The organism is Enterobacter sp. KBR-315C3_2022 (genome assembly GCF_041399425.1).
Classification (GTDB): Bacteria; Pseudomonadota; Gammaproteobacteria; order Enterobacterales; family Enterobacteriaceae; genus Enterobacter.
The window spans coordinates 1-20,950 of record NZ_JBGKEB010000024.1; the positions used below are offsets into that span (position 1 = coordinate 1).

The following is a 20,950-nucleotide window of genomic DNA, read 5'->3' on the forward strand; positions in this document are numbered from 1 at the left end:
CGCCACGGCCGGGGCGCCGCGCCGGGAGGCGCGGCGAGGGCATAGCCTGCAGGGATGCAGGCTGGTGCCCGACCCGAAAGCCGAAAGGAATAAGCTGAGGGCACCGCGAAGCGGCGATTTTCTCTGCCGGGAGCCCGGATTGTTAAGGGGGCGGCGGCGAGCCCTCTTAACACGTTCACAAGTAACGTGATTTCAGAGTAGCAAGGCTCGTAAAGTGAACGGAATTACCACCACAGCCGTATGTTCCCCCTCACCCCAACCCTCTCCCTGAATGGAGAGGGAGCATTCTGTGCCAGGCTGTAAATTGTGGGGATCCCTCAGCCCCGTGGAAGAGGGTTGGAGCGAGGGCATCATCGCGCACCGTGTGAAACATCAGCGCAGCAGCGCGCAGTCCGGCGGCAGGCGGCACTGCAGCGCGCCGGGGATGACCTCAATGCGGAACTGCTCGCCGCTCAGCGGCTCGCCGTCAAGGTTAAACGTCATCCCGTGCGGGGCGTTAATCTCAAACCATGCGGATTTCCCGGCGATAATATTCGGGCTGGTTTCCGGCTGGGTGAGGGTAGTAAACAGCGCGGGCAGCAGCCCGTCTCCGGTAAAAATACGCAGCTGGAGCTGACCGTCGTTGATCAGCGCCTCCGGGCACAGCTGCTGCCCGCCGCCCGCCTGACGGCCGTTGCCGATCCCAATCACCAGCGCGTCTCCCTGCCAGTGAAAATTCTCGCCGTGGATCTCGCAGCGGTCGGGCTTCAGCGTATCCATGCGCATCAGGCCATGAATCAAATACGACACGCCGCCCAGCGCGGCCTTCAGCCTCTCCGGCGTTTCGCTGGTGATGCGGGTGCCAAAACCGCCCGTCGCCATATTGATAAAGCAGGTTTTATCATTCACCTGGGCAATATCCACGGCGGTCGACTTGCCGAGGATCGCCAGCTGCAGGGCTTTCCCCAAATCCTCCGGGATACCCGCGCTGGTGGCGAAATCGTTCGCCGTACCGAGCGGCAGTATGCCCATTGCCGGGCGCTCAGCGGCGGGGAGAGCGATCAGGGCGCTGGCGATTTCATTAATAGTGCCATCGCCGCCGCCGGAAATAATGGTTTCAACGCCCAGGCGATAGCCTTCTCTGATGTAGCGCGCCGCGTCGCCTTTCTCCCACGTGACGCGCACGTGGATGCGGGCGCCGTCTTCGCGGAGCTCGGTAATTGCCTGGCGCAGAATATCGTTGCCCGCACTTTTGCCATTCAGAATCAATAAACTGTCTGGATAGTTTGCCATCTACATTATTCCTTTTTTAGCTCTATCAAGAGTGTATCGCAGGAAGGAAAAAAGCGGGTAAGAACAGGACGAAAGGAAAAAAATAAGCCCGCGTAAGGGAGATTACGCAGGCTAAGGAGGTGGTTCCTGGTACAGCTAGCATTTATGGGTTATGTTTTTCAGCGGGTGGGATGATAACCGTATTGAACGAAGCGGTGTGTGATCCGATTCTAAGAATCATCCCAGCGTGAAAAAATTTCCCTGCTTAACTATTTGCCGTGCGGATTACGCGTGCTTTCGCCGTCGAAGTTACGCATCAGCAGCGCAAATTTCAGCTCAACCTCTTCCGGCACAGGCAGCCAGACGGTGTGCCCGTCGCCCGGCGCAACCTCAATCGCTTCGCCTTTGCCGTTTTCCAGATGCTCCAGCGTGAAGTTCATGTTGCCCTGCGGGGTCATCAGCTCCAGGCTGTCGCCTTTGGTGAACTTGTTTTTCACCGCCACGGCCGCCAGCGCGCCTTTGCGCTCGCCGGTGAAATCGCCGACGAACTGCTGGCGCTCGGAAACGGAGTAGCCGTGCTCGTAATTCTGGTAGTCGTCGTGGGTATGACGGCGCAGGAAGCCCTCGGTATAGCCGCGATGCGCAAGGCCTTCCAGGGTTTCCAGCAGGCTGGTATCAAACGGTTTACCGGCTGCGGCATCGTCGATGGCCTTACGGTAAACCTGCGCGGTGCGCGCGCAGTAGTAGTAGGACTTAGTGCGGCCTTCGATTTTCAGGGAGTGCACGCCCATCTGCGTCAGGCGCTCAACGTGCGCAATGGCGCGCAGGTCCTTCGAGTTCATGATGTAGGTGCCGTGCTCGTCTTCAAAGGCGGTCATGTATTCGCCCGGACGCTTGGCCTCTTCAATCATAAATACGCTGTCGGTCGGCGCACCGATGCCGAGCGTCGGCTCCACGTTGGTCACCGGGATCGGCTCGTGCTTGTGAACGATATTGCCGACGTCGTCCTCTTTACCTTCCTGAACGTTGTACTCCCAGCGGCAGGCATTGGTGCAGGTGCCCTGGTTCGGGTCGCGCTTGTTGATATAGCCGGAGAGCAGGCAGCGGCCGGAGTAGGCCATGCACAGCGCGCCGTGAACGAAGATTTCGATTTCCATCTCCGGCACCTGGGTGCGGATCTCTTCGATCTCTTCAAGTGACAATTCACGAGACAAAATGACGCGGGTCAGCCCCATCTGCTTCCAGAACTTGACCGTCGCCCAGTTGACGGCGTTGGCCTGCACGGACAGGTGGATGTCCATCTCCGGGAAGTTTTCGCGAACCAGCATGATTAAGCCCGGGTCTGACATGATCAGCGCGTCCGGCCCCATATCCACCACCGGCTTCAGGTCGCGGATGAACGTTTTCAGCTTGGCGTTGTGCGGGGCGATATTCACCACCACGTAGAATTTCTTGCCCAGGGCATGTGCTTCGTTGATACCGAGCTGCAGATTCTCGTGGTTGAATTCATTGTTGCGCACGCGCAGCGAGTAGCGCGGCTGGCCCGCGTAAACGGCATCGGCACCATAGGCGAAAGCGTAACGCATATTTTGCAGCGTTCCCGCCGGGGAGAGGAGTTCCGGTTTAAACATGTTTGTTCTCGTTCTGATGACAGGTCAGATCCGCGCGCACCCGGTGCCGCGGTGAGGGGATGATCCCCTACTTTAAGGGCGGGCATTGTAGCGCTGCGGGGCGGGGAGGTAAACCATTACGCCCGTTTATCCGTCCGTATTCTTGCCCTCTTCAGCGAATAACATGTCGCGCTTTTTTTGGTGACAATCCCAGATTGTGGTAAAGCGCCGGGCGTTGGTCGCGGTGTAAAGCACGGTATGACGGATATTTTTATGGCCCAGATAGTCCTGAATCAGGCGGGTGTCGTTGCCGCGATCGGCCAGGGCGTAGCCGCACGCGTGGCGCAGCATATGCGGATGAGATCGAATGCCGGACGCTGCGCCGTACGTTTTTAATAAATTACGAATATGCTGTCTGGAAAGCGGGCCGCCCTTTTGCGACAGGAATAGCCAGTCGCTCTCCGCGCCGCGCCAGTGATTGCGCTGCTCTTTCCAGTTAATAATCGCTTCTATCTCATCGTCAAAGAGAGGGTGCTGCGTTGAGAGGCTGTTCTTCAATCGGCGAATAAAAATGGTGCGCCCTGGAATATCGATATCGGAGAGAAAGAGCTGACGTGCTTCGCTGACGCGCAGGCCGTGCACAAAGCACATTTTAAACAGGCAATAGTCACGCAGGTGATATTTACCCTGGCGAGTCGCAAGCAAAATTTTATCGATTTCGTTAGCCGTTAAATACTTTCGCTTGCTCATGACTTTTCCGTTTTAAAAAATACCTAAAATGGGGTATATCATTGAATTTGATTAGTTTCAATGCTGTACTAATTCAATTCTAAGTAAATTACGGTAATGGATTTGTAGGCTAATATCAGTTAGCAGGAAGGAAAGGTTTCAGCAAAAAAAGCCCGGATCACGGACCGGGCAAACGGGTAATAAACAACGTTTATATTATTTATACGTCAGGGTAAAGGTGGCGGTGCCATTGGCTTTACCGGCAATAACATTTTCTTCTGTCTGATAATAGCGGGCGCGAAGCAGAATAAATTCCGTATCAAATTTAGACGTTTCGTAGAGCAGCGTCTTACCTAATTCTAATTCATAACCCATACGGTAGCCGATCTGGATCCCGACGCCTTTGGCCGCAATATCTCCGCTTTCTGGATCGAGCCTCATAATATCTTTTCGCGTGGTTGCCGGTGCGGCGGTGGCGTCAAGGCGGACGTTGATCCGCGCACCTTTAATGCAGTTCAGCTGGATATCAAAACTTTGCCACTCCGTACCGGAACCGACGCCCTTAAAGCTGGATTTTGCCTGTTTACCCAAGGGCACGCTGATATTCGGCGTGGTAACCGAACAGGACACGACTCTTATTGATCCTCCGGAAAACGTAATCGGAACATCGGGTAGCACATGCTGTGTTCTTATACGGTTGAAAAATCTTCCAATATTTCCCGATAATGTGCCTCCACTTATCGTACCTGTTTTTATCAGGCGGATACCTACCCTGGCGCTAGCCTGAAATAACGTGCCTTTTATGACGTCCTGCGTCCAGAAGACTACTTCACGCTGACCGCTATAAATCCCTACCAACGGAGATTTGTTTGACAAGTCAGTATCAATCGATGCTTCCCCTATGATAATCATTCCGACCCCAGGTAAATTTGTATCGAATACCCGGTGGCCTTGATAGCTTAACCCAGAAGAAAAAGTATTTGCCGAAAGTAACCCTACTGCTCGCCACGTGGGTGATTCACTATTGAATTCGCAATCACGGAAAGCTGGAACAATCGACACAAAGAAATAATCGCTTAGTGATTCACCCACGGCAACATCCCGCTGTACGGTGATAGTCCCAGGGTTAATCGTCGCGCCGCCTGAAATGAAATTACAGCTTGCGGCAAAAGCCAAAGAAGCGGGGGCCAGCAACAGCCCACCCGCGAGTAAAAACCTGTTCATTACAGACACTCCTGTTCCGTTGAGGTGACCGGCTGCGCGTCGCTGTCCGGCAGCTGATAACGCACCACGCACCGCTTTGCGCCGCTCCAGCTCACGGCAATTTCGCCCTTGTCGGGAACGCCCGTCAGATAGACCTGTCCGTCGTCGCCCACAATGCCGCTGTCGCCATTTTTGAGCGTCGCCTGCGCGCCAAACGGCACCGGCAGCCCCTTATAAAGCAGCGTCATCAGCACGCGTTTACCGGTGCGAGTGTTGAAGTTAGCCAGCACCACGGCACCCTGCGTCGGGACGACGGTCTGCACCGAGGATTCAAGATCCACATCGTCACCCAGCGTTTCCGTCGCCAGGGCAACGCGGTTTTTCTTATAGGGATTCACGTACGGTACGACCGCATAGCCTCGCCAGTCGGTATAAACGCCCGTGTTGTTCTGCACCTTCACGCCGCTGGCACCTGGGGCGCGAACCAGCGCCAGCGACTGGCCGAGCGACTGGGAAAGCGTCACGCCGTGCGGATGAGCGACAACCCCGCCGCGCAGGCCGTAGTTGATTTGCTGCATGCTGTCGTCGTAGCTGTAGCCTCCGCTAAGCTCGCCGTAGGTTCCCCGATAGGTCGCGCTGAGCGCTCCGCTGTTGACGTTGCCCCGGCTGGCGTAGCCCTGCTGGAGGCTGTAGCTGAGGTTGTTGTCGGGCAGCGCGGTGCCGTTTATCCCAAGCTGATGGCGCGTGTCGCCGCCTCGGGAGGCCGTCGCGCTGTAGCTTGCCCACGCATTGGGCAGGAAACGGGAAAGCGGAACCTGTACGTTAAGCGCGACCTGCTGGTCGGCGGGCTGCGCGCTGCCGGGGTAGCGGCTGTAGCTATACACCACGCTCAGGTTCACGCCCTTGAAGGTGTTGTTCCAGCCCGCGCTGAGGGTGCGTTCGTACCCGCTCTGGCCCCAGTAGCTCTGCTGATAGCCTGAAAGAAATAGCGAGCCGAGGGCTTGCGCATTTTGGCTAATATCGAGCTGCATTTTCTGGCGTTTGGCGAACGTTGTCAGGCCGCCGTTTGCGCTGTCGGAGCGGAAATCATTCGCTTCCTGAAAGGTATAAAAACCCTTCGTCGAATAGCGATACGCCGCCAGCGTAAAGCTGGTGCCGCTGGTCTGAATATCCTTTGAGTATTGCACCCGGTACGACTGGCCCTGACGGTTGCGATCGCCCTCAAGCGAGGTGTGCGCGGTGGTAGCGTCAGCGGACAGCGAACCCAGCGTACCGAACCCGAACCCCAGCCCCAGCGCGGCGGCGCGGTAATTTCCCGAATAGAGAACGCCGCTGTAGGCCGTCACGGCGCGAGGCAGGCCGTAGATGAACGTTGACTGGATAAACTCGGGCTTATCGCTGTCGCTGCTGCTGCTGCGATACTTCCCGCCGGTCAGCGCGTACTTCAGCCGTCCCTCGCGCTGCATAATGGGGACGGCGGAGAAGGGCTGGGTAAATTTTCGCTCGCTGCCGTCCGCTTCTTTTATCGTGACCTCGAGATCGCCGCTGCCGGACGTGGGGTAAAGGTCATCGATGGTAAACGCCCCGGGCGCCACCGATGACTGATAAATCACGTAGCCGTTCTGGCGGATGGTCACCTGCGCCGTAGACTGCGCAATCCCCCGTATGACGGGGGCAAACCCGCGCAGGCTGTCCGGCAGCATCGCGTCGTCTGAGGCCAGCTGGGCTCCGCGAAACTGCACGCTGTCGAAAATATCCGACGCGGTAAAGCTGTCCCCCAGCGTCAGCTGGCTTTTCAACGCCGGGACGTTGCGCTCTGCGTAGGTATTGATGGACTCCCAGCGGCTTTGCCCGTCGTCGGAATTCCACGTTGAATAGTTGCGCAGGCGCCAGGGGCCAATATTCAGCCCGCTGTTTAGGTTGGCATACTGGCTTTGGCTGCTGCCGCTGCCGCGGTAACGGCTGCTATTCCCCGTGACGCTGTAGTTCAGCAGCAGCGCGGGAACGCCATTATCCCATTCGGCAGGATCCACCCAGCCGCGCGCGGTGGTATTCATCGCCGCCTGCGGGATTGAGACGTCAAGCTGCAGCGTGTTAAAGCGTAACGCCGTTTTCGCCATCGGGATTATCGCGCCGAGATCGTCCAGAGGCTTATCCTCCGGCTGTGCCTGCAAAGGTGGAAACGCGGCGGTGTTGACTCCCCACTGCGTGAGCATGGCGGGCGTAAGCCGGGCAACGAGCTTCCCGTCCGGGCCCGTCGCAAAGGCGATATGCTGAATGTCGCGCTGACGCTCGCCGTTGACATACACCGTGACCGGGTAAACGCCGGGAATTTGGCCGTTATCCTGGGTAAACCAGGCGAGATCGGCGATGGGCTGGTCGGGGTTATCAATTTCCAGCGCGTGAATATTGAATTTTTCCGTTGAGTACGCCGTCTGCACGTAGCCCATAAGCACTATCAGTATCAGGAGCAGTGCCAGCACAACGATAAACGGGCGTGGATCGGGGTTTTGCATGTTCCACGGCCTCACAATGTACGTTGTTCTTCACTACTGATGCTGCCGTAGTCGCTAATTGCCTGCCACGAGACTCTGGAGGCCGCCGCAGACGGCAGCGCGAAGCGGACTTTACCCTTAGGGGGAACCAGGTCGGCTTCTTTAATCTCCGCCCCGTCGACCTTCAGCGAATACAGCGAGACGTAATAGGGCGTCGGATTGGTCAGCTCGAGCTGGCTGCCGCTGCGGGCGGGAGTTAACCGTTGCCACGCGTCTTCGGGCGTCCCCTCCAGCCCTTCAGGACGGTAGAAAAACTTGAGGCGAGACTTAATGACCACCTGCAAAACGTTACTGGCAGATTTGCTGGTGTCCTGCGCCGGAATTGATTTCACGTTTAACCAGAAGACAGATTCCCGGTCTTTCGGTAGCGAATTGTCCGTAAGCACGATACGCAGCAGGTTTTCTTCGCCGGCGTTAATGCGGAACAGCGGAGGGGTGACGATAAAGGGGGGTTTTTGCCCGGCAGCCTCGCTTTCCAGCCAGCTCTGAATGAGAAACACATCCGCCTTGCTGGTATTTTTAATGGAGGCAGACGCCTCTTTATTTTTAGCGTCAAAGATAATCCGGGTACCGCCTATCACAATACCGGCTTTCGCTGGGCCCACGAATAACGCCGTTACGACGATCAGCAGCATAAGCACCTTTTCCATTCCTCTTCCTCTGATAAACGGTGCATCCCTGCACCTGAAAACGCGTAACGTTTTACTTGTAGTTAATGGTGAACTGCGACGTGCCGTTGGCCGTTCCGGTGGTGACGGCGGCTGCAGTTGAGACATAGCGAGCGGTGAAGCTGAGCTGGTTTGCGCCGGTGGCCAGGGCGTAGTCCCGGGTGGCGGTGTGGAGCGGGATCTCGCTGCCGTCTGAATCGGCAATCTGAATGCCTACGCCGGTGGCAATACCGGTGCCGCTGTCCAGCGCCAGCAGGCGAGGGTTAGCGCTGTGCGCCGTGCCGTCAAATTTGACGTTGGCGTTTTTAACGGTTTCCGGGCAGCCCGTCAGCGCAATGATGAAACGGGTAGGGGAGGCCTGCATTCCGGCCGCGCCGTTCAGGGACGTTTTCGCCACTTTGCCGAGGTCAACGTTGAGGTTCTGCGATCCTGTTGCGATGGTGCAGGTGGTATCCGTAACCGCGCCGGTGAAGCGGATGGTGCCGTCTGCCGCGTGGCTGGTGGCGATAGTCGCTCCCAGAGCAGATGCGATGAGTGGAAGTGTAAAGCGCTTCATATGTTTTCCTTTATAAATTAGAGAATTACTTCAGAAAGGGCGCGCCATGTCGTGTCGAAAAAAACATGACAATTTGACCCAAAAAGTAAACTTTATTTATGACCGGAAAATCATCGGGTGGTGGTGGTAATCACTGCCTGGTGGTTAATGCGCAGGTTTTTATCACGTTAATTCAGTTCGTGGGTAATGAGTAGAAAGTCGGAATAAATATGTGGATATGTCGGATGCAGAAAGGGGAAATGAGGTTAAGAAATAAAGCAGTTAAATTTCATAGGCCTGTAAGATTTTCTTTTGACGATATTTTGAGAAGATTGACATCCGTCAGGGTTTATTTAAAATCAGTTCCAGTTTGGGTCAAAGTGGAATATTTTTCTCCTACCTTTCCCGCCACACCCCCTTAAATCTTTCGGCGTTGCTGGCCGTATAAATCACGGTGTGCCGGATATTTCTGTGTCCCAGATAGTCCTGGATAAGCCGCGTATCGGCGCCCAGATCCGCCAGCGCATAGCCACAGGAATGACGAAGCATATGCGGATGGACCGCCACCGTAATACCGGCTTCCGTGCCCCAGTTTTTGAGTAACTTGTAAACATACTGCCGGGTAAGGCTTCCGCCATTTCGGGAAAGAAAAAGCCGCGTGCTTGACGCGTCCCGCCAGTGGCGTCGACACGCCAGCCAGCGCTCCAGGGCAACAATTTCGGTATGAATCAGAGGTTGAATGGTGGAGAAGCCGTTTTTCAGACGCTGGATATAGATTGTTTTATCGGAAAGGCTAATGTCGGTGATTTGTAGATTAACTAATTCGCTGACCCGCAGGCCGTGCCTGAAACAAATCTCAATCATGCAGCGATCCCTTTCAGGATAAGCGCTGGTTTTGGTTGCAGCAATTAATGCGTCAATCTCTTTTCGGGTTAAATATTTGCGTTGGGCCATAATAATCTCCTCATAAATTATGATCGGGGGAAGAGATTTATACCCTGAAACCGCTAAGGTTATATCAAAGAAATGTGTAAAGATATTAAAGAAAGCCCGCCGCTCGGCAGGCTAACGCATAATTAGACAATCCTGCACGCGTCCGCTTCCCAGCGATACCCCACGCCGTACACCGCGCGAATAAATGACTGCTCGGCGTCCAGCGCCTCCAGCTTGCGGCGCAGGTTTTTGATATGGCTGTCGATGGTGCGGTCGGTTACCACGCGGTAATCGTCATACAGGTTGTTCAGCAGTTGCTCGCGCGAGAACACCTTGCCCGGCTCGTGGGAGAGCGTTTTCAGCAGGCGGAACTCGGCGGGCGTCAGGTCCAGCAGCTTTCCGCTCCAGCTTGCCTGGAAGCGGCTTTCGTCGACGATCAGCGGGCTTTCGGCGTCCAGCGCCTGCAGATCGCGCTGCGGCCTGCAGCGGCGCAGGATGGTCTTCACGCGGGCCACCACCTCGCGCGGGCTGTACGGTTTGCAGATGTAGTCATCCGCGCCAATTTCGAGGCCCAGCAGGCGGTCAATCTCTTCGATTTTGGCCGTCACCATCACGATGGGGACCTCAGAGAAACGGCGAATTTCCCGGCACAGGGTCAGGCCGTCGGTGCCCGGCAGCATAAGATCCAGCAGAATCAGATCCGGCGGCGTCTGGCGCACGTAGGGCAGCACCTGGTCGCCGTGGCTAATCAGCGAAGGCGCGTAGCTTGCCGCGCGCAGATAGTCTATCAGGAGCTGCCCGAGCTTGGGCTCGTCCTCCACGATCAGGATGCGCGGCGTGTTTTCATCAATGGGTAACTCGGTCATGCTTCTCTCGATAACTCCCGTTCCAGCGGTAATTCTACTGTAATGCTAACCCCGCCAAAAGGCGAATGGGCGGCGCGGATCGTGCCGTTGTGCGCCTCGACGATGTTGACGCAAATTGCCAGCCCCAGGCCGGAGCCGCCGCTGGCGCGGTTGCGCGAGCCTTCCGTGCGGTAAAAGCGCTCGAACAGTTTTTCCAGCTGCGCCGCCTGCACGCCGGGGGCGGAGTCGGCAAAGGTGAGGGCAAAGCGGCCGTTTTGCTGCGCGCCGGAAATGTGCAGCCCGCCGCCGCTGTCGGTGTAGCGAAGGCTGTTTTCCAGCAGGTTGTTGAACAGCTGCATCAGGCGGTCTTTGTCGCCAAACACCACGGCGCTGTCCGGCAGCGACAGGTCAATCTTCAGGTTGCGGCTGGCGAAGCGCTCGCGGAAGGCACCGCTCGCCACTTCGAGAATGTTAATCACGTCCACGGGTGCTTTCTGGTAGGCCAGCGCGCCCTCGTCGGACATGGAAAGCTGGTGCAGATCGTCCACCAGCTTGGTCAGCGTGCCCACCTCCGCCTGCAGGGAGGCAACGGATTCCGGCGTGAACTGGCGCACGCCGTCCTGAATCGCCTCCAGCTCGCCGCGCAGCACCGCCAGCGGGGTGCGCAGCTCGTGCGAAATGTCGGCCATAAAGTCCCGGCGCATCTGCTGATTCTTCTCCAACGTGCTCGCGAGCTGGTTAAAGTCCTGCGCCAGCTTGCCGAGCTCGTCCTGGCTTTGGGTATCCACGCGGGTGGAAAAATCCCCGGCGGCCAGCCTGTGCGTGCCCTCCACCAGCCGCTTGACCGGCGCAAGCAGGCCGCGCGCTAGCGGGAAGGTGGCGAGCGCCGCCAGCAGCGTGGAAAGCGCGACGATAAGCCAGCTGGTCTGGCGCTGCTGGCGGTCAAAGTTGATATCGGTGTTGCGCGTCAGGCGCTCCACCGGGGAGGCGATGACCCAGCCGACGATGGCGCCGTCCGACTTAATGGCGCGCTTTGACCCGTCCGGCGGCACCGGCGCGCGCGGCCCCACCAGCACGCGCCTCTCCTGGTCGATCACCCAAAACTGCGTGCGCCAGCCGTGCGGCGGCATGTTCGGGCCCGGCCTGTCGTCATCGGCGTCGTGCTCCAGCGAGCGCAGGATCTGAAAAACAAAGCGGTCGTTGTTGCGCAGAAACCGCCAGTTGCCGTGCAGGGCGTACTGCTCGCCCAGCGCGTCGCTCAGCCCCTGCAGACGCTGCTCGTTGCCGTGCTTAATGTAGTCGATAAAGCCGCGCTCAAAGCTCACCCGCACCGCCCAGTGCATGGTGATCAGCAGCACCATACAGGTGGCTAAAATGGCCAGAAACAGTTTGCCGGTGATGCCCGGCCGCCAGAACTTCATGGTGCACTCCTTTTGCCGCGCCGGATGACGACGTTCTTGCTGGTATCCCGCGGGACTCTGGCGAAAATAAACGCGGGCAGGGCGATAATCACCGCCATGCTGAGATAGGTATATAAAAAGACCTGGTGCGCGACCGGCGTATCCACGCTGAGATGGTGCTGGCCGTACATGCCGAGCAGCAGCCCCGCAACGGTTACGCCCACGCTCATGGAGAGCTGCATGATCATCGACAGCAGGCTATTGCCGCTGCTGGCCAGCTCGTCGGGTAAATCCTTCAGCGTCAGGGTATTCATCGACGAGAAGCGCATGGAGTTGATGATCCCCTGGCAGAACAGCACCAGCGGCAGCGCGTAGTACCAGCCCAGCAGCGCCACGGCCATGAACAGCAGGCTGACCAGCGCCAGCCCGAGCGTGGCGGCGACCAGCACGCGGCGATAGCCGAAGCGGTTAACCACCTGCACCACGATGCGCTTCATGCCCATGCTGCCGAGCACCATCGGGATCATCATTAAGCCCGCGTGGAACGGCGAAAAGCCCATGCCGATCTGTAAAAACACCGGCGTCATAAACGGCAGCATGCCGCTGCCGATGCGCCCGGCAAAGCTGCCGAACAGGCCAAGGCGGTAGGTGGCGTTTTTAAACAGCGCCAGGCTGAACAGCGCGCGCTCGTTGCCTCTGGCGTGCCAGACATACCACAGGACGGCGACCACGCCGATCGTCACCAGCGCGGCAAGCGAGAGCGATGAAATCCCCAGCCCTTTCTGCCCGTCGAGCGCCAGCGTCAGCGTAGCCATCCCCGCCGCCAGCAGAATAAAGCCGACGAAATCAAAGCGCCGCGTCTGCATTTTGTAGTTCGGCATCAGCGTCAGGGTGGCAATCGCCCCGATGATGCCGACCGGCAGGTTGATCAGGAAAATCCAGTGCCACGAGGCGTACTCCACCAGGATGCCGCCGAGGGCGGGGCCGAGCAGCGGCCCGACCTGGCCGGGCAGGGTGACGAAGGTCATCGCCGCCATATACTGCTCGCGCGGCACAATCTTCATCACCGTCAGCCGCCCGACGGGCACCATCATCGCGCCGCCGACGCCCTGCAGCACGCGCGCCATCACCAGCTGGTCGAGCGTGTTGGCCTGCGCGCAAAACAGCGACCCGGCGGTGAACAGCACGATCGCGGTGAAAAAGATATTGCGCACGCCCACCTTGTCCGCCAGCCAGCCGCTGGCGGGCAGCATGATCGCCACCGTCAGCACGTAGGAGACAATCACCATGTGCATATGCAGCGGGCTCTCCCCCAGGCTTCTCGCCATGGAGGGGAGGGCGGTATTGACGATGGTCGTATCCAGCGACTGCATAAAGAAGCCGAAGGCGACAATCCAAAGCTGCCAGCGAACGCTGCTGGGGAGATCGGTCATTTACTCGGTCACCGTTGTTCTGTTTTTACGTGAAAAACGCAGCCGCAGGCGGTCAAAGAAAAGATAGACCACCGGCGTGGTATACAGCGTCAGCAGCTGGCTCATCACCAGCCCGCCGACGATGGTAATCCCCAGCGGCTGTCGCAGCTCGGAGCCGTCGCCGCCGGAAATCACCAGCGGCAGCGCGCCAAACAGCGCCGCCAGCGTGGTCATCATAATCGGGCGGAAGCGCAGAAGACAGGCCTGGAAGATGGCCTCTTCCGGCGTCATGCTGCCGTTGCGCTGGGCGTCCAGCGCGAAGTCGACCATCATGATCGCATTTTTCTTCACGATGCCGATGAGCAGCATGATCCCAATCAGCGCGATAAGGCTGAACGGCGCGCCGAACAGCTCCAGCGCCAGCAGCGCGCCGACGCCCGCCGACGGCAGCGTGGAGAGGATGGTCAGCGGATGCACGTAGCTTTCATACAGCACGCCGAGCACGATGTAGACCGTCGCGATCGCCGCCAGAATCAAAATCACCTGAGAGTTCATCGTCTCCTGGAACACCTGCGCCGTGCCGGCAAAGCTGCCGCGCACCGTGGACGGCACGCCGAGCTGGGTCATCGCGCGCGCAATCGCATCGCTGGCCTCGGAGAGCGACGAGCCGGTTGGCAGGTTAAACGAGATGGTCGACGCCGCGGACAGCCCCTGGTGGTTGACCGAAAGCGGCGCGTTCGACGGCAGCCAGCTGGCGAAGTACGAGAGCGGGATCGCCTTGCCGTCGTTATTAATCACAAACATTTTGTCCAGCGCGCTGATGTCCTGGGTGTAGCGCGGGTCCACCTCCATCACCACCTTGTACTGGTTCATCGGCTGGTAGATGGTGGAGATCTGGCGCTGGCCAAAGGCGTTATTGAGCAGGCTGTTTGCCGCCTCGACGTTAATACCCAGCCGCGACATGGTTTCGCGATCGTAGACGAGCGCCATTTCCGCGCCGTTGTCCTGCTGATCGGAGTTCACGTCCGCCAGCTCCGGCAGTGCGGCAAGCGCCTTGCGGATCTTTGGCTCCCACTCGCGCAGGGCGGCGAGGTCGTCAGAGAGCAGCGTGTACTGGTAGCTGGCGTTGGCCTGGCGGCCGCCGACGCGGATATCCTGAACGGCCATCAAAAACAGGTTCGCCCCCGGCTCTTTGGCGAGCTTGACGCGCAGGCGGTCGATCACCTGCTGCGCGGTTTCGCTGCGTTCGTCGCGGGATTTGAGGGTGATAAACATCATGCCGCTGTTCACGCGGGAGCCGCCGGTAAAGCCGGTCACGTTGTCCACCGCCGGATCTTCACGGATGATCTTCATAAAGTCCTGCAATTTACCGCGCATCGCCTGGAACGAGATGCTCTGGTCGGCCTGAATGCCGCCCATCAGCACGCCGGTGTCCTGCTCCGGGAAGAAGGTCTTCGGGATGGTGATGTACATCCAGACGTTCAGCGCGATGGTGCCAATCAGCACCAGGCCCACGATGCGGGTGTGCCTGAGCACCCAGCGCAGTGATTTCCCGTAGCCTTCCTGCATCGCCACAAGGACGCGGCCAAAGCCTTTGCGGCGCGGCTGAGAGTGCGGCCTGCTGCGCTTGAGCATCCAGCCGCACATCATTGGCGTCAGCGTCAGCGAAATCACCAGCGAAATGCCGATCGCCACCGAGAGCGTTACCGCGAACTCGCGCAGCAGCCGCCCCGGCAGCCCGCCCATCAGCAGCAGCGGCAGGAACACCGCCACCAGCGACAGGCTCATGGACAGCACCGTAAAGCCGACCTCGCGCGTCCCCTGAAGCGCCGCCTGAAGCGGCTTCATGCCCGCCTCAAGGTGGCGCGAGATGTTCTCCAGCACCACGATGGCGTCGTCGACCACAAAGCCGGTGGCGATGGTCAGCGCCATCAGCGAAAGGTTGTTAAGGCTAAACCCGCACAGGTACATGGCGGCAAACGTGCCAATCAGGGATACCGGCACGGCCACGGCGGGGATCAGCGTCGCGCGGCCCGAGCGCAGGAACAGAAACACCACCAGGATCACCAGCGCGATGGAGATGAGCAGCGTTTGCTCCACCTCCTCAAGCGAGGCGCGGATCGTCGGGGAGCGATCCTGGGCAATCTGCAGGTCGATCGCCGCCGGAATGGTCTCCTGCAGCTCCGGCAGGCGCGCGCGAATGCTGTTCACCGTCTGGATAATGTTGGCTTCCGGCAGCTTGCGGATCATCAGCAAAATCGCCGGCTTCGCGTTGGTCATCCCGGCGTTGCGCACGTCCTGCACCGAGTTGGTTACGCTGGCAACGTCGCTCAGCCGCACCGCCGCGCCGTTGTTGTAGTGAATAATCAGCGGCTCATACTCGGCGGCGGTTTTTAGCTCGTCGTTGGTCTGGAGCTGCCAGCGGCGGCTGTTGTCCTCGATCGCGCCCTGCGGCCTGCGCACGTTGGCGTTGCTGATGGCGCTGCGCACGTCGTCCAGCGACACGCCCTGGTTAAACAGCGCCTGCGGGTTGAGGCCCACGCGCACGGCGGGCAGCGAGCTTCCGCCCACGTCCACGTCGCCGACGCCGTCGATCTGGGCGATGGTTTGCGCCAGCTGGGTGGAGGCAAAGTCGTACAGCTCGCCCTGGGAATAGGTGTCCGAGGTGAGCGTTAAGATCATGATCGGCGCGTCGGACGGGTTGGCCTTGCGGTAGGTCGGCCTGCTCGGCATGCCGCTCGGCAGCAGGCTCTGCGCGGCGTTGATGGCCGCCTGCACGTCGCGCGCCGCGCCGTTGATGTCGCGATCGAAGCTGAACTCGAGGATGATGCGCGTGCTGCCGAGCGAGCTGCTGGAGGTCATCTCGTTGACCCCCGCAATGCGCCCGAGCGAGCGCTCAAGCGGCGTGGCGACGGAGGAGGCCATGGTCTCCGGCGCCGCCCCCGGCAGCGAGGCGCTAACCATGATCACCGGAAAATCCACCTGCGGCAGCGGGGCCACCGGCAGCAGCCGGAAGCCGAGCACGCCGCACAGGGTAATGGCGACCGAGATTAAAATCGTCGCCACCGGGCGGTAAATAAAGAGGGCGAAAAACTTCATTTACGCCTCCTCTTCACGCTGAGGGAAGCGGCTTTTGGTCCACAGGGCCAGGCGGTCAAACAGCAGGTAGATAACCGGCGTGGTAAACAGCGTCAGCACCTGGCTGACCAGCAGCCCGCCTACCATGCCGATCCCCAGCGGGCGGCGCAGCTCGGCCCCGACGCCGGTGCTGAGCATCAGCGGCAGCGCGCCCAGCAGCGCCGCCAGCGTCGTCATCAGGATCGGACGAAAGCGCAGCAGGCAGGCCTGGAAAATGGCGTCGCGCGGGGACATGCCCTGCTCGCGCTCGGCGGCCAGCGCGAAGTCGATCATCATGATGGCGTTTTTCTTCACGATGCCGATCAGCAGGATGATCCCGATAATCGCAATCACGTCCAGCTCGCTGCCCGCAAGCATCAGCGCCAGCAGGGCGCCCACGCCCGCGGTCGGCAGGGTAGAGAGAATGGTGATTGGGTGAATAAAGCTCTCGTACAGCACGCCGAGCACGATGTACATCGCCACCACCGCGGCGACGATCAGCCAGACGGTGCTGCCCAGCGCGGCCTGAAACGCCAGCGTGCTGCCCTGGAACTGGGTCTGAATATCCGACGGGAAGCTGATGGTTTTTTCCGCGTTCTGGATCGCCTCCACCGCGTCGCCCAGCGAATAGCCGTCCGCGACGTTAAACGAAACGGTGGTGGACGGGAACTGATCCAGATGGTTGATGGAGAGCGGGGCGTAGCGCTCCTCGACGCTGGCAATGGCGCTGAGCGGCACAATGCCCCCGTCCTTGCTGGTCAGGCGCACCGAGTCCAGCGCGGCGAGCCCCGGCGTGCTGTCGATGTTGTGCTCCAGCACCACGCGGTACTGGTTTGCCTGGGTATAAATGGTCGAAATCAGGCGCTGGCCGAAGGCGTTGTAGAGCGCGTTATCGACGTCCGCCATAGTAATGCCGAGGCGGCTGGCGGTGTCGCGGTTCACGTTGACGTAGGCCGCCAGCCCCTTGTCCTGCCAGTCGCTGCTGACGTCGGAAAGCTGCGGCAGCGCCTGGAGCTTGTTGACCAGCTGCGGCACCCAGGTGCTGAGCGCGTCGAGGCTGTTGGCCTGCAGCGTAAACTGGTACTGCGTGCGGCTCACCTGGGTATCGATGGTCAAATCCTGAATCGGCTGTAGGTACAGCTCGGTGCCCGGCACCTTCGCCACCGCCTGCTGCAGGCGCTCAATCACCGCGTTCACCCGATCGTCACGCTCGTCGAGCGGCTTGAGGTTAATTTGCAGCCGCGCGCTGTTCAGCGACGGGTTGGTGCCGTCCACGCCGACGTAGGCGGTTAAACTTTCCACCGCCGGGTCCTTCATCACGATCTCCGAAACCTGCTGCTGGCGCTGGGCCATGCTGGCGAACGAAACCGACTGCGGGGCCTGCAGCGTGCCCTGAATAATGCCGTTGTCCTGGATCGGGAAGAAGCCTTTCGGGATGAAAATCCATAGCATCACGCTCAGGGCCAGCGTCCCGAGCGCCACGCCGAGCGTCGCCCACGGGTGGTTCAGCACCTTCGCCAGCAGGCGGCCGTAGGCGGCAATAATACGCTCGAACATGCGCTCGGAGGCGCGCGAGAAGCGGTTTTGCTTGCGCAGGGATTCCGCGCTCAGCATGCGGGCGCACATCATTGGCGTCAGGGTCAGCGACACCACGGCGGAGATCAGGATCGCCACCGCCAGCGTGACCGCAAACTCGCGGAACAGTCGCCCGACGATATCGCCCATAAACAGCAGCGGGATCAGCACAGCAATCAGCGAGAAGGTCAGCGAGATAATCGTAAAGCCGATTTCGCCCGCCCCCTTGAGCGCGGCGGCGAGCGGCTTCTCGCCTTTTTCGATGTAGCGCGAGATGTTCTCGATCACCACGATGGCGTCGTCCACCACGAAGCCGGTGGCGATGGTGAGCGCCATCAGCGTCAGGTTGTTAATCGAAAAGTCGAGGAACACCATGACGGCGAAGGTTCCGACCAGCGACAGCGGCACGGCGACGGCGGGAATGATTGTCGCCGGGACGTTGCGCAGGAACAGATAGATGATCATCACCACCAGCGCGATGGCCAGCATCAGCTCGAACTGGGTATCGGTGACCGAGGCGCGAATGTTGGTGGTGCGGTCGGAAAGCACCTTCACGCTGACCGACTTCGGCAGGCTCTCGATCAGCTGCGGCAGCATCGCGCGGATGCTGTCGGCGGTATCGATGATGTTGGCACCGGGCTGGCGCTGGACGTTCATGACGATCGCCTGCTGCTTATTGGCCCACGCGCCCAGCCAGCTGTTTTCCGCGCCTTGCTCCACGGTGGCGACGTCGCCCAGGCGAATCGGCGCGCCGTTCTGGTAGGCGACGATCAGCTGACGGTATTCGTCGGCGGACTGCATCTGGTCGTTCGCGGACAGGGTGACCGCACGCGTAGGGCCGTCCAGCGAGCCTTTCGCCGAGTTGACGTTAGCGTTGGTGATGGCGGTGCGGATGGTCTCGCTGGTTAAGCCCAGCGCGGCAATCGCCTGCGCGTTCAGCTTCACGCGCACGGCCGGGCGCTGCCCGCCCGCCAGCGTCACCAGGCCGACGCCGGAAACCTGAGAAATTTTCTGCGCCACGCGGGTTTCGACCATGTCTTCCACCTGCGTCATCGGCAGGGCGGAGGAGGTGACCGCCAGCGTCATGATCGGCGGATCCGCCGGGTTGACCTTGCTGTAAACCGGCGGGTTGGGCAGGTCGGACGGCAGCAGGTTGGTGGCGGCGTTAATCGCGGCCTGCACCTCCTGCTCGGCGACGTCCAGCGACAGCGTGAGCTGGAACTGCAGCGTGACCACCGACGCGCCGCCGGAGCTTTGCGAGGACATCTGCTTTAGGCCGGACATCTGGCCGAACTGGCGCTCCAGCGGGGCGGTAATGGCGGAGGTCACCACGTCCGGGCTGGCGCCTGGATAGAGGGTTACCACCTGAATCGTCGGGTAGTCCACTTCCGGCAGCGCCGAAACAGGCAGGAAGCGGTAGCCAATAATCCCGGCCAGCAGGATCGCCACCATCAGCAGGGTGGTGGCAACGGGGCGCAGAATAAACAGGCGTGACGGCCCACCTGTAGAGCTTGGCGGCATGACCTGCATCAGGCTTTCGCTCCCCGTTTCGCAGGCTGTTCGGCTGCTACCGCGCCCGCGTGCGCGTCGACCACCTCGACTTTGGCGCCCTCGGTCAGGCGGTCAATGCCGTCGGTAACGACGCGGTCGCCCGCTGAAAGCCCGGCGGCAATCACCACCGTCTGGCTGTCCTGAATCCCGGTTTTCACCAAATGCTTGCTGACCTTATTATCGGCGTTCAGCACCCAGACGAAGTTACCTTCATTGCCCATCTGCAGCGCGGCGGTAGGGATCACCACCGCGTTCTCTTCCGTCGCCACCAGCATCCGCGCATTGACGAACTGGTTCGGGAAGAGGGCGTCATCCTCATTGTTAAAGCGCGCCTTCAGCTTGATGGTGCCGGTGGTGGTGTCGATCTGGTTATCCAGGCTGAGCAGGGCACCTTCGCTGAGCTTCTGTTTATTGGTGCGGTCCCAGGCTTCAACGACCAGCCCTTTTCCGGCCTTCTGCGCCTGCACCACGGTGGCGATGTCGCTCTCCGGCAGGGTAAAGACCAGATCGATAGGGTGAGTCTGGGTGATGACCACGATGCCCGTGGTATCGCCGCTGGAAATCTGGTTGCCGATGTCCACCTGCTTGAGGCCCACGCGGCCGTCAATCGGGGCGGTGATGCGGCTCCAGTCGAGCTGGAGCTGCGCGCTGGCAACGGCGGCTTCGTCGCCCTTGATGGTGCCCTGCGTTTCGCTAACCAGCGAGCGCTGAGTGTCCAGCTCCTGTCTGGAGACCAGGTTTGTTTTCACCAACTGCTGGTAGCGCGCCAGATCGCGCTGGGCGTTGGCGAGTGTGGCTTTATCCTTGGCGAGCTGCCCCTGCGCCTGCGCAAGGTTGACCTTAAACTGGCTCGGATCGATTTCGGCGAGGAGATCCCCGGCCTTAACCTGCTGACCTTCCTGAAAGTGCAGGGCCATCAGCTGGCCGTCGACGCGGCTGCGCACCGTGACGGTGTTGGCGGCGGTAATCGTCCCTAAACCCGAGAGATAGCGCGGCACGGCTTTATTTACCGCGATGGCCGCCTGAACCGGAGCCAGCGCGCCGCCGCGCATGCCGCGACGTCCGCCCGGGGCCTGCTGCGCATGACCGCTGGCACCCGCGGGCGCAGGCGTTTTTGCTGATTGGTTATGCCAGTACCAGGCGGCGGCAAGGGCCACCACAATGATGCCGGCGGCAATGGCCCAGCGGGATTTGTTACGGCCTTTCATCGTTATACGTTCTCATCCTGAAACACTTCGGGGAATGATACTAGTTTAGTCAGGCATCCCGGCAGAAAAATGGAGGAAATGTGGAACACCGTAGGGAATTGTCCGAATGGGACGCCCGCCAGGGGCATCGTGGTTTCCATCGGCGCTGCCATTTGCGCGACGCAGACGGCACTTTTGATTAATACGAGGAAAAACGCAGCTCTGAAACAGACATGCGAAAATTAAAAGAAGAAAAAATAAAAAAGATTAAATATTTTATAAGATTATTTCCCGCTTATTTAAAAAGGCTTAGGAATTTTCTCTAATTAAATATTTTATAGCGTTTCCGTATCATTTTATTAACAATCAGATGGCTTTT

The 20,950-nt window shown here is 59.6% G+C and carries 14 protein-coding genes; all 14 read right to left on the reverse strand.

Annotated features, from left to right (window positions below; genetic code table 11):
* Positions 1-372: 372 nt before the first annotated feature.
* Positions 373-1,272 carry a lipid kinase YegS gene (gene yegS, locus AB8804_RS19520; RefSeq protein WP_371189360.1) on the reverse strand — a complete coding sequence of 300 codons (900 nt, stop codon included), beginning with the start codon at positions 1,270-1,272 and terminating at the stop codon, positions 373-375.
* A 248-nt stretch (positions 1,273-1,520) separates the two neighbouring features.
* Entirely contained in the window at positions 1,521-2,882 is a 1,362-nt protein-coding gene (yegQ, locus tag AB8804_RS19525; protein WP_371189364.1) for a tRNA 5-hydroxyuridine modification protein YegQ, read from the reverse strand.
* 126 nt (positions 2,883-3,008) lie between these two features.
* Positions 3,009-3,611 (reverse strand): tyrosine-type DNA invertase, encoded by a 603-nt coding sequence (locus tag AB8804_RS19530; RefSeq protein WP_371189369.1) that lies wholly within the window; start codon positions 3,609-3,611, stop codon positions 3,009-3,011.
* 195 nt (positions 3,612-3,806) lie between these two features.
* Positions 3,807-4,814: a fimbrial protein gene (locus AB8804_RS19535; RefSeq protein WP_371189373.1), complete on the reverse strand. Its 1,008-nt coding sequence runs from the start codon at positions 4,812-4,814 to the stop codon at positions 3,807-3,809.
* Positions 4,814-7,309 carry a fimbria/pilus outer membrane usher protein gene (locus tag AB8804_RS19540; protein WP_371189378.1) on the reverse strand — a complete coding sequence of 832 codons (2,496 nt, stop codon included), beginning with the start codon at positions 7,307-7,309 and terminating at the stop codon, positions 4,814-4,816. Before AB8804_RS19540 ends, AB8804_RS19535 begins: the two co-directional genes overlap by 1 nt.
* A gap of 11 nt (positions 7,310-7,320) precedes the next feature.
* Positions 7,321-7,998, reverse strand: coding sequence for a molecular chaperone (locus tag AB8804_RS19545; RefSeq protein WP_371189382.1), 678 nt, complete (start codon positions 7,996-7,998; stop codon positions 7,321-7,323).
* 52 nt (positions 7,999-8,050) lie between these two features.
* Complete coding sequence (locus AB8804_RS19550) at positions 8,051-8,572, reverse strand: fimbrial protein (RefSeq protein ID WP_297121839.1); 522 nt, start codon at positions 8,570-8,572, stop codon at positions 8,051-8,053.
* A 375-nt stretch (positions 8,573-8,947) separates the two neighbouring features.
* The gene (locus AB8804_RS19555; protein WP_371189389.1) at positions 8,948-9,505 is read right to left on the reverse strand and encodes a tyrosine-type DNA invertase; all 558 of its coding nucleotides are present in this window, start codon (positions 9,503-9,505) and stop codon (positions 8,948-8,950) included.
* A gap of 122 nt (positions 9,506-9,627) precedes the next feature.
* The gene (gene baeR, locus AB8804_RS19560; RefSeq protein ID WP_371189394.1) at positions 9,628-10,350 is read right to left on the reverse strand and encodes a two-component system response regulator BaeR; all 723 of its coding nucleotides are present in this window, start codon (positions 10,348-10,350) and stop codon (positions 9,628-9,630) included.
* The gene (gene baeS / locus AB8804_RS19565; RefSeq protein WP_371189399.1) at positions 10,347-11,750 is read right to left on the reverse strand and encodes a two-component system sensor histidine kinase BaeS; all 1,404 of its coding nucleotides are present in this window, start codon (positions 11,748-11,750) and stop codon (positions 10,347-10,349) included. Before baeS ends, baeR begins: the two co-directional genes overlap by 4 nt.
* Positions 11,747-13,162 carry an MFS transporter gene (locus tag AB8804_RS19570; RefSeq protein ID WP_371189403.1) on the reverse strand — a complete coding sequence of 472 codons (1,416 nt, stop codon included), beginning with the start codon at positions 13,160-13,162 and terminating at the stop codon, positions 11,747-11,749. The genes baeS and AB8804_RS19570 overlap by 4 nt, the downstream gene beginning before the upstream one ends.
* Positions 13,163-16,240, reverse strand: a complete 3,078-nt coding sequence (gene mdtC, locus AB8804_RS19575) for a multidrug efflux RND transporter permease subunit MdtC (protein ID WP_371189407.1) — start codon at positions 16,238-16,240, stop codon at positions 13,163-13,165.
* Positions 16,241-19,363: an MdtB/MuxB family multidrug efflux RND transporter permease subunit gene (locus AB8804_RS19580; protein ID WP_371189410.1), complete on the reverse strand. Its 3,123-nt coding sequence runs from the start codon at positions 19,361-19,363 to the stop codon at positions 16,241-16,243.
* The gene (locus AB8804_RS19585) at positions 19,363-20,592 is read right to left on the reverse strand and encodes an MdtA/MuxA family multidrug efflux RND transporter periplasmic adaptor subunit (RefSeq protein WP_371189414.1); all 1,230 of its coding nucleotides are present in this window, start codon (positions 20,590-20,592) and stop codon (positions 19,363-19,365) included. Before AB8804_RS19585 ends, AB8804_RS19580 begins: the two co-directional genes overlap by 1 nt.
* Between the last annotated feature and the right edge of the window lie 358 nt (positions 20,593-20,950).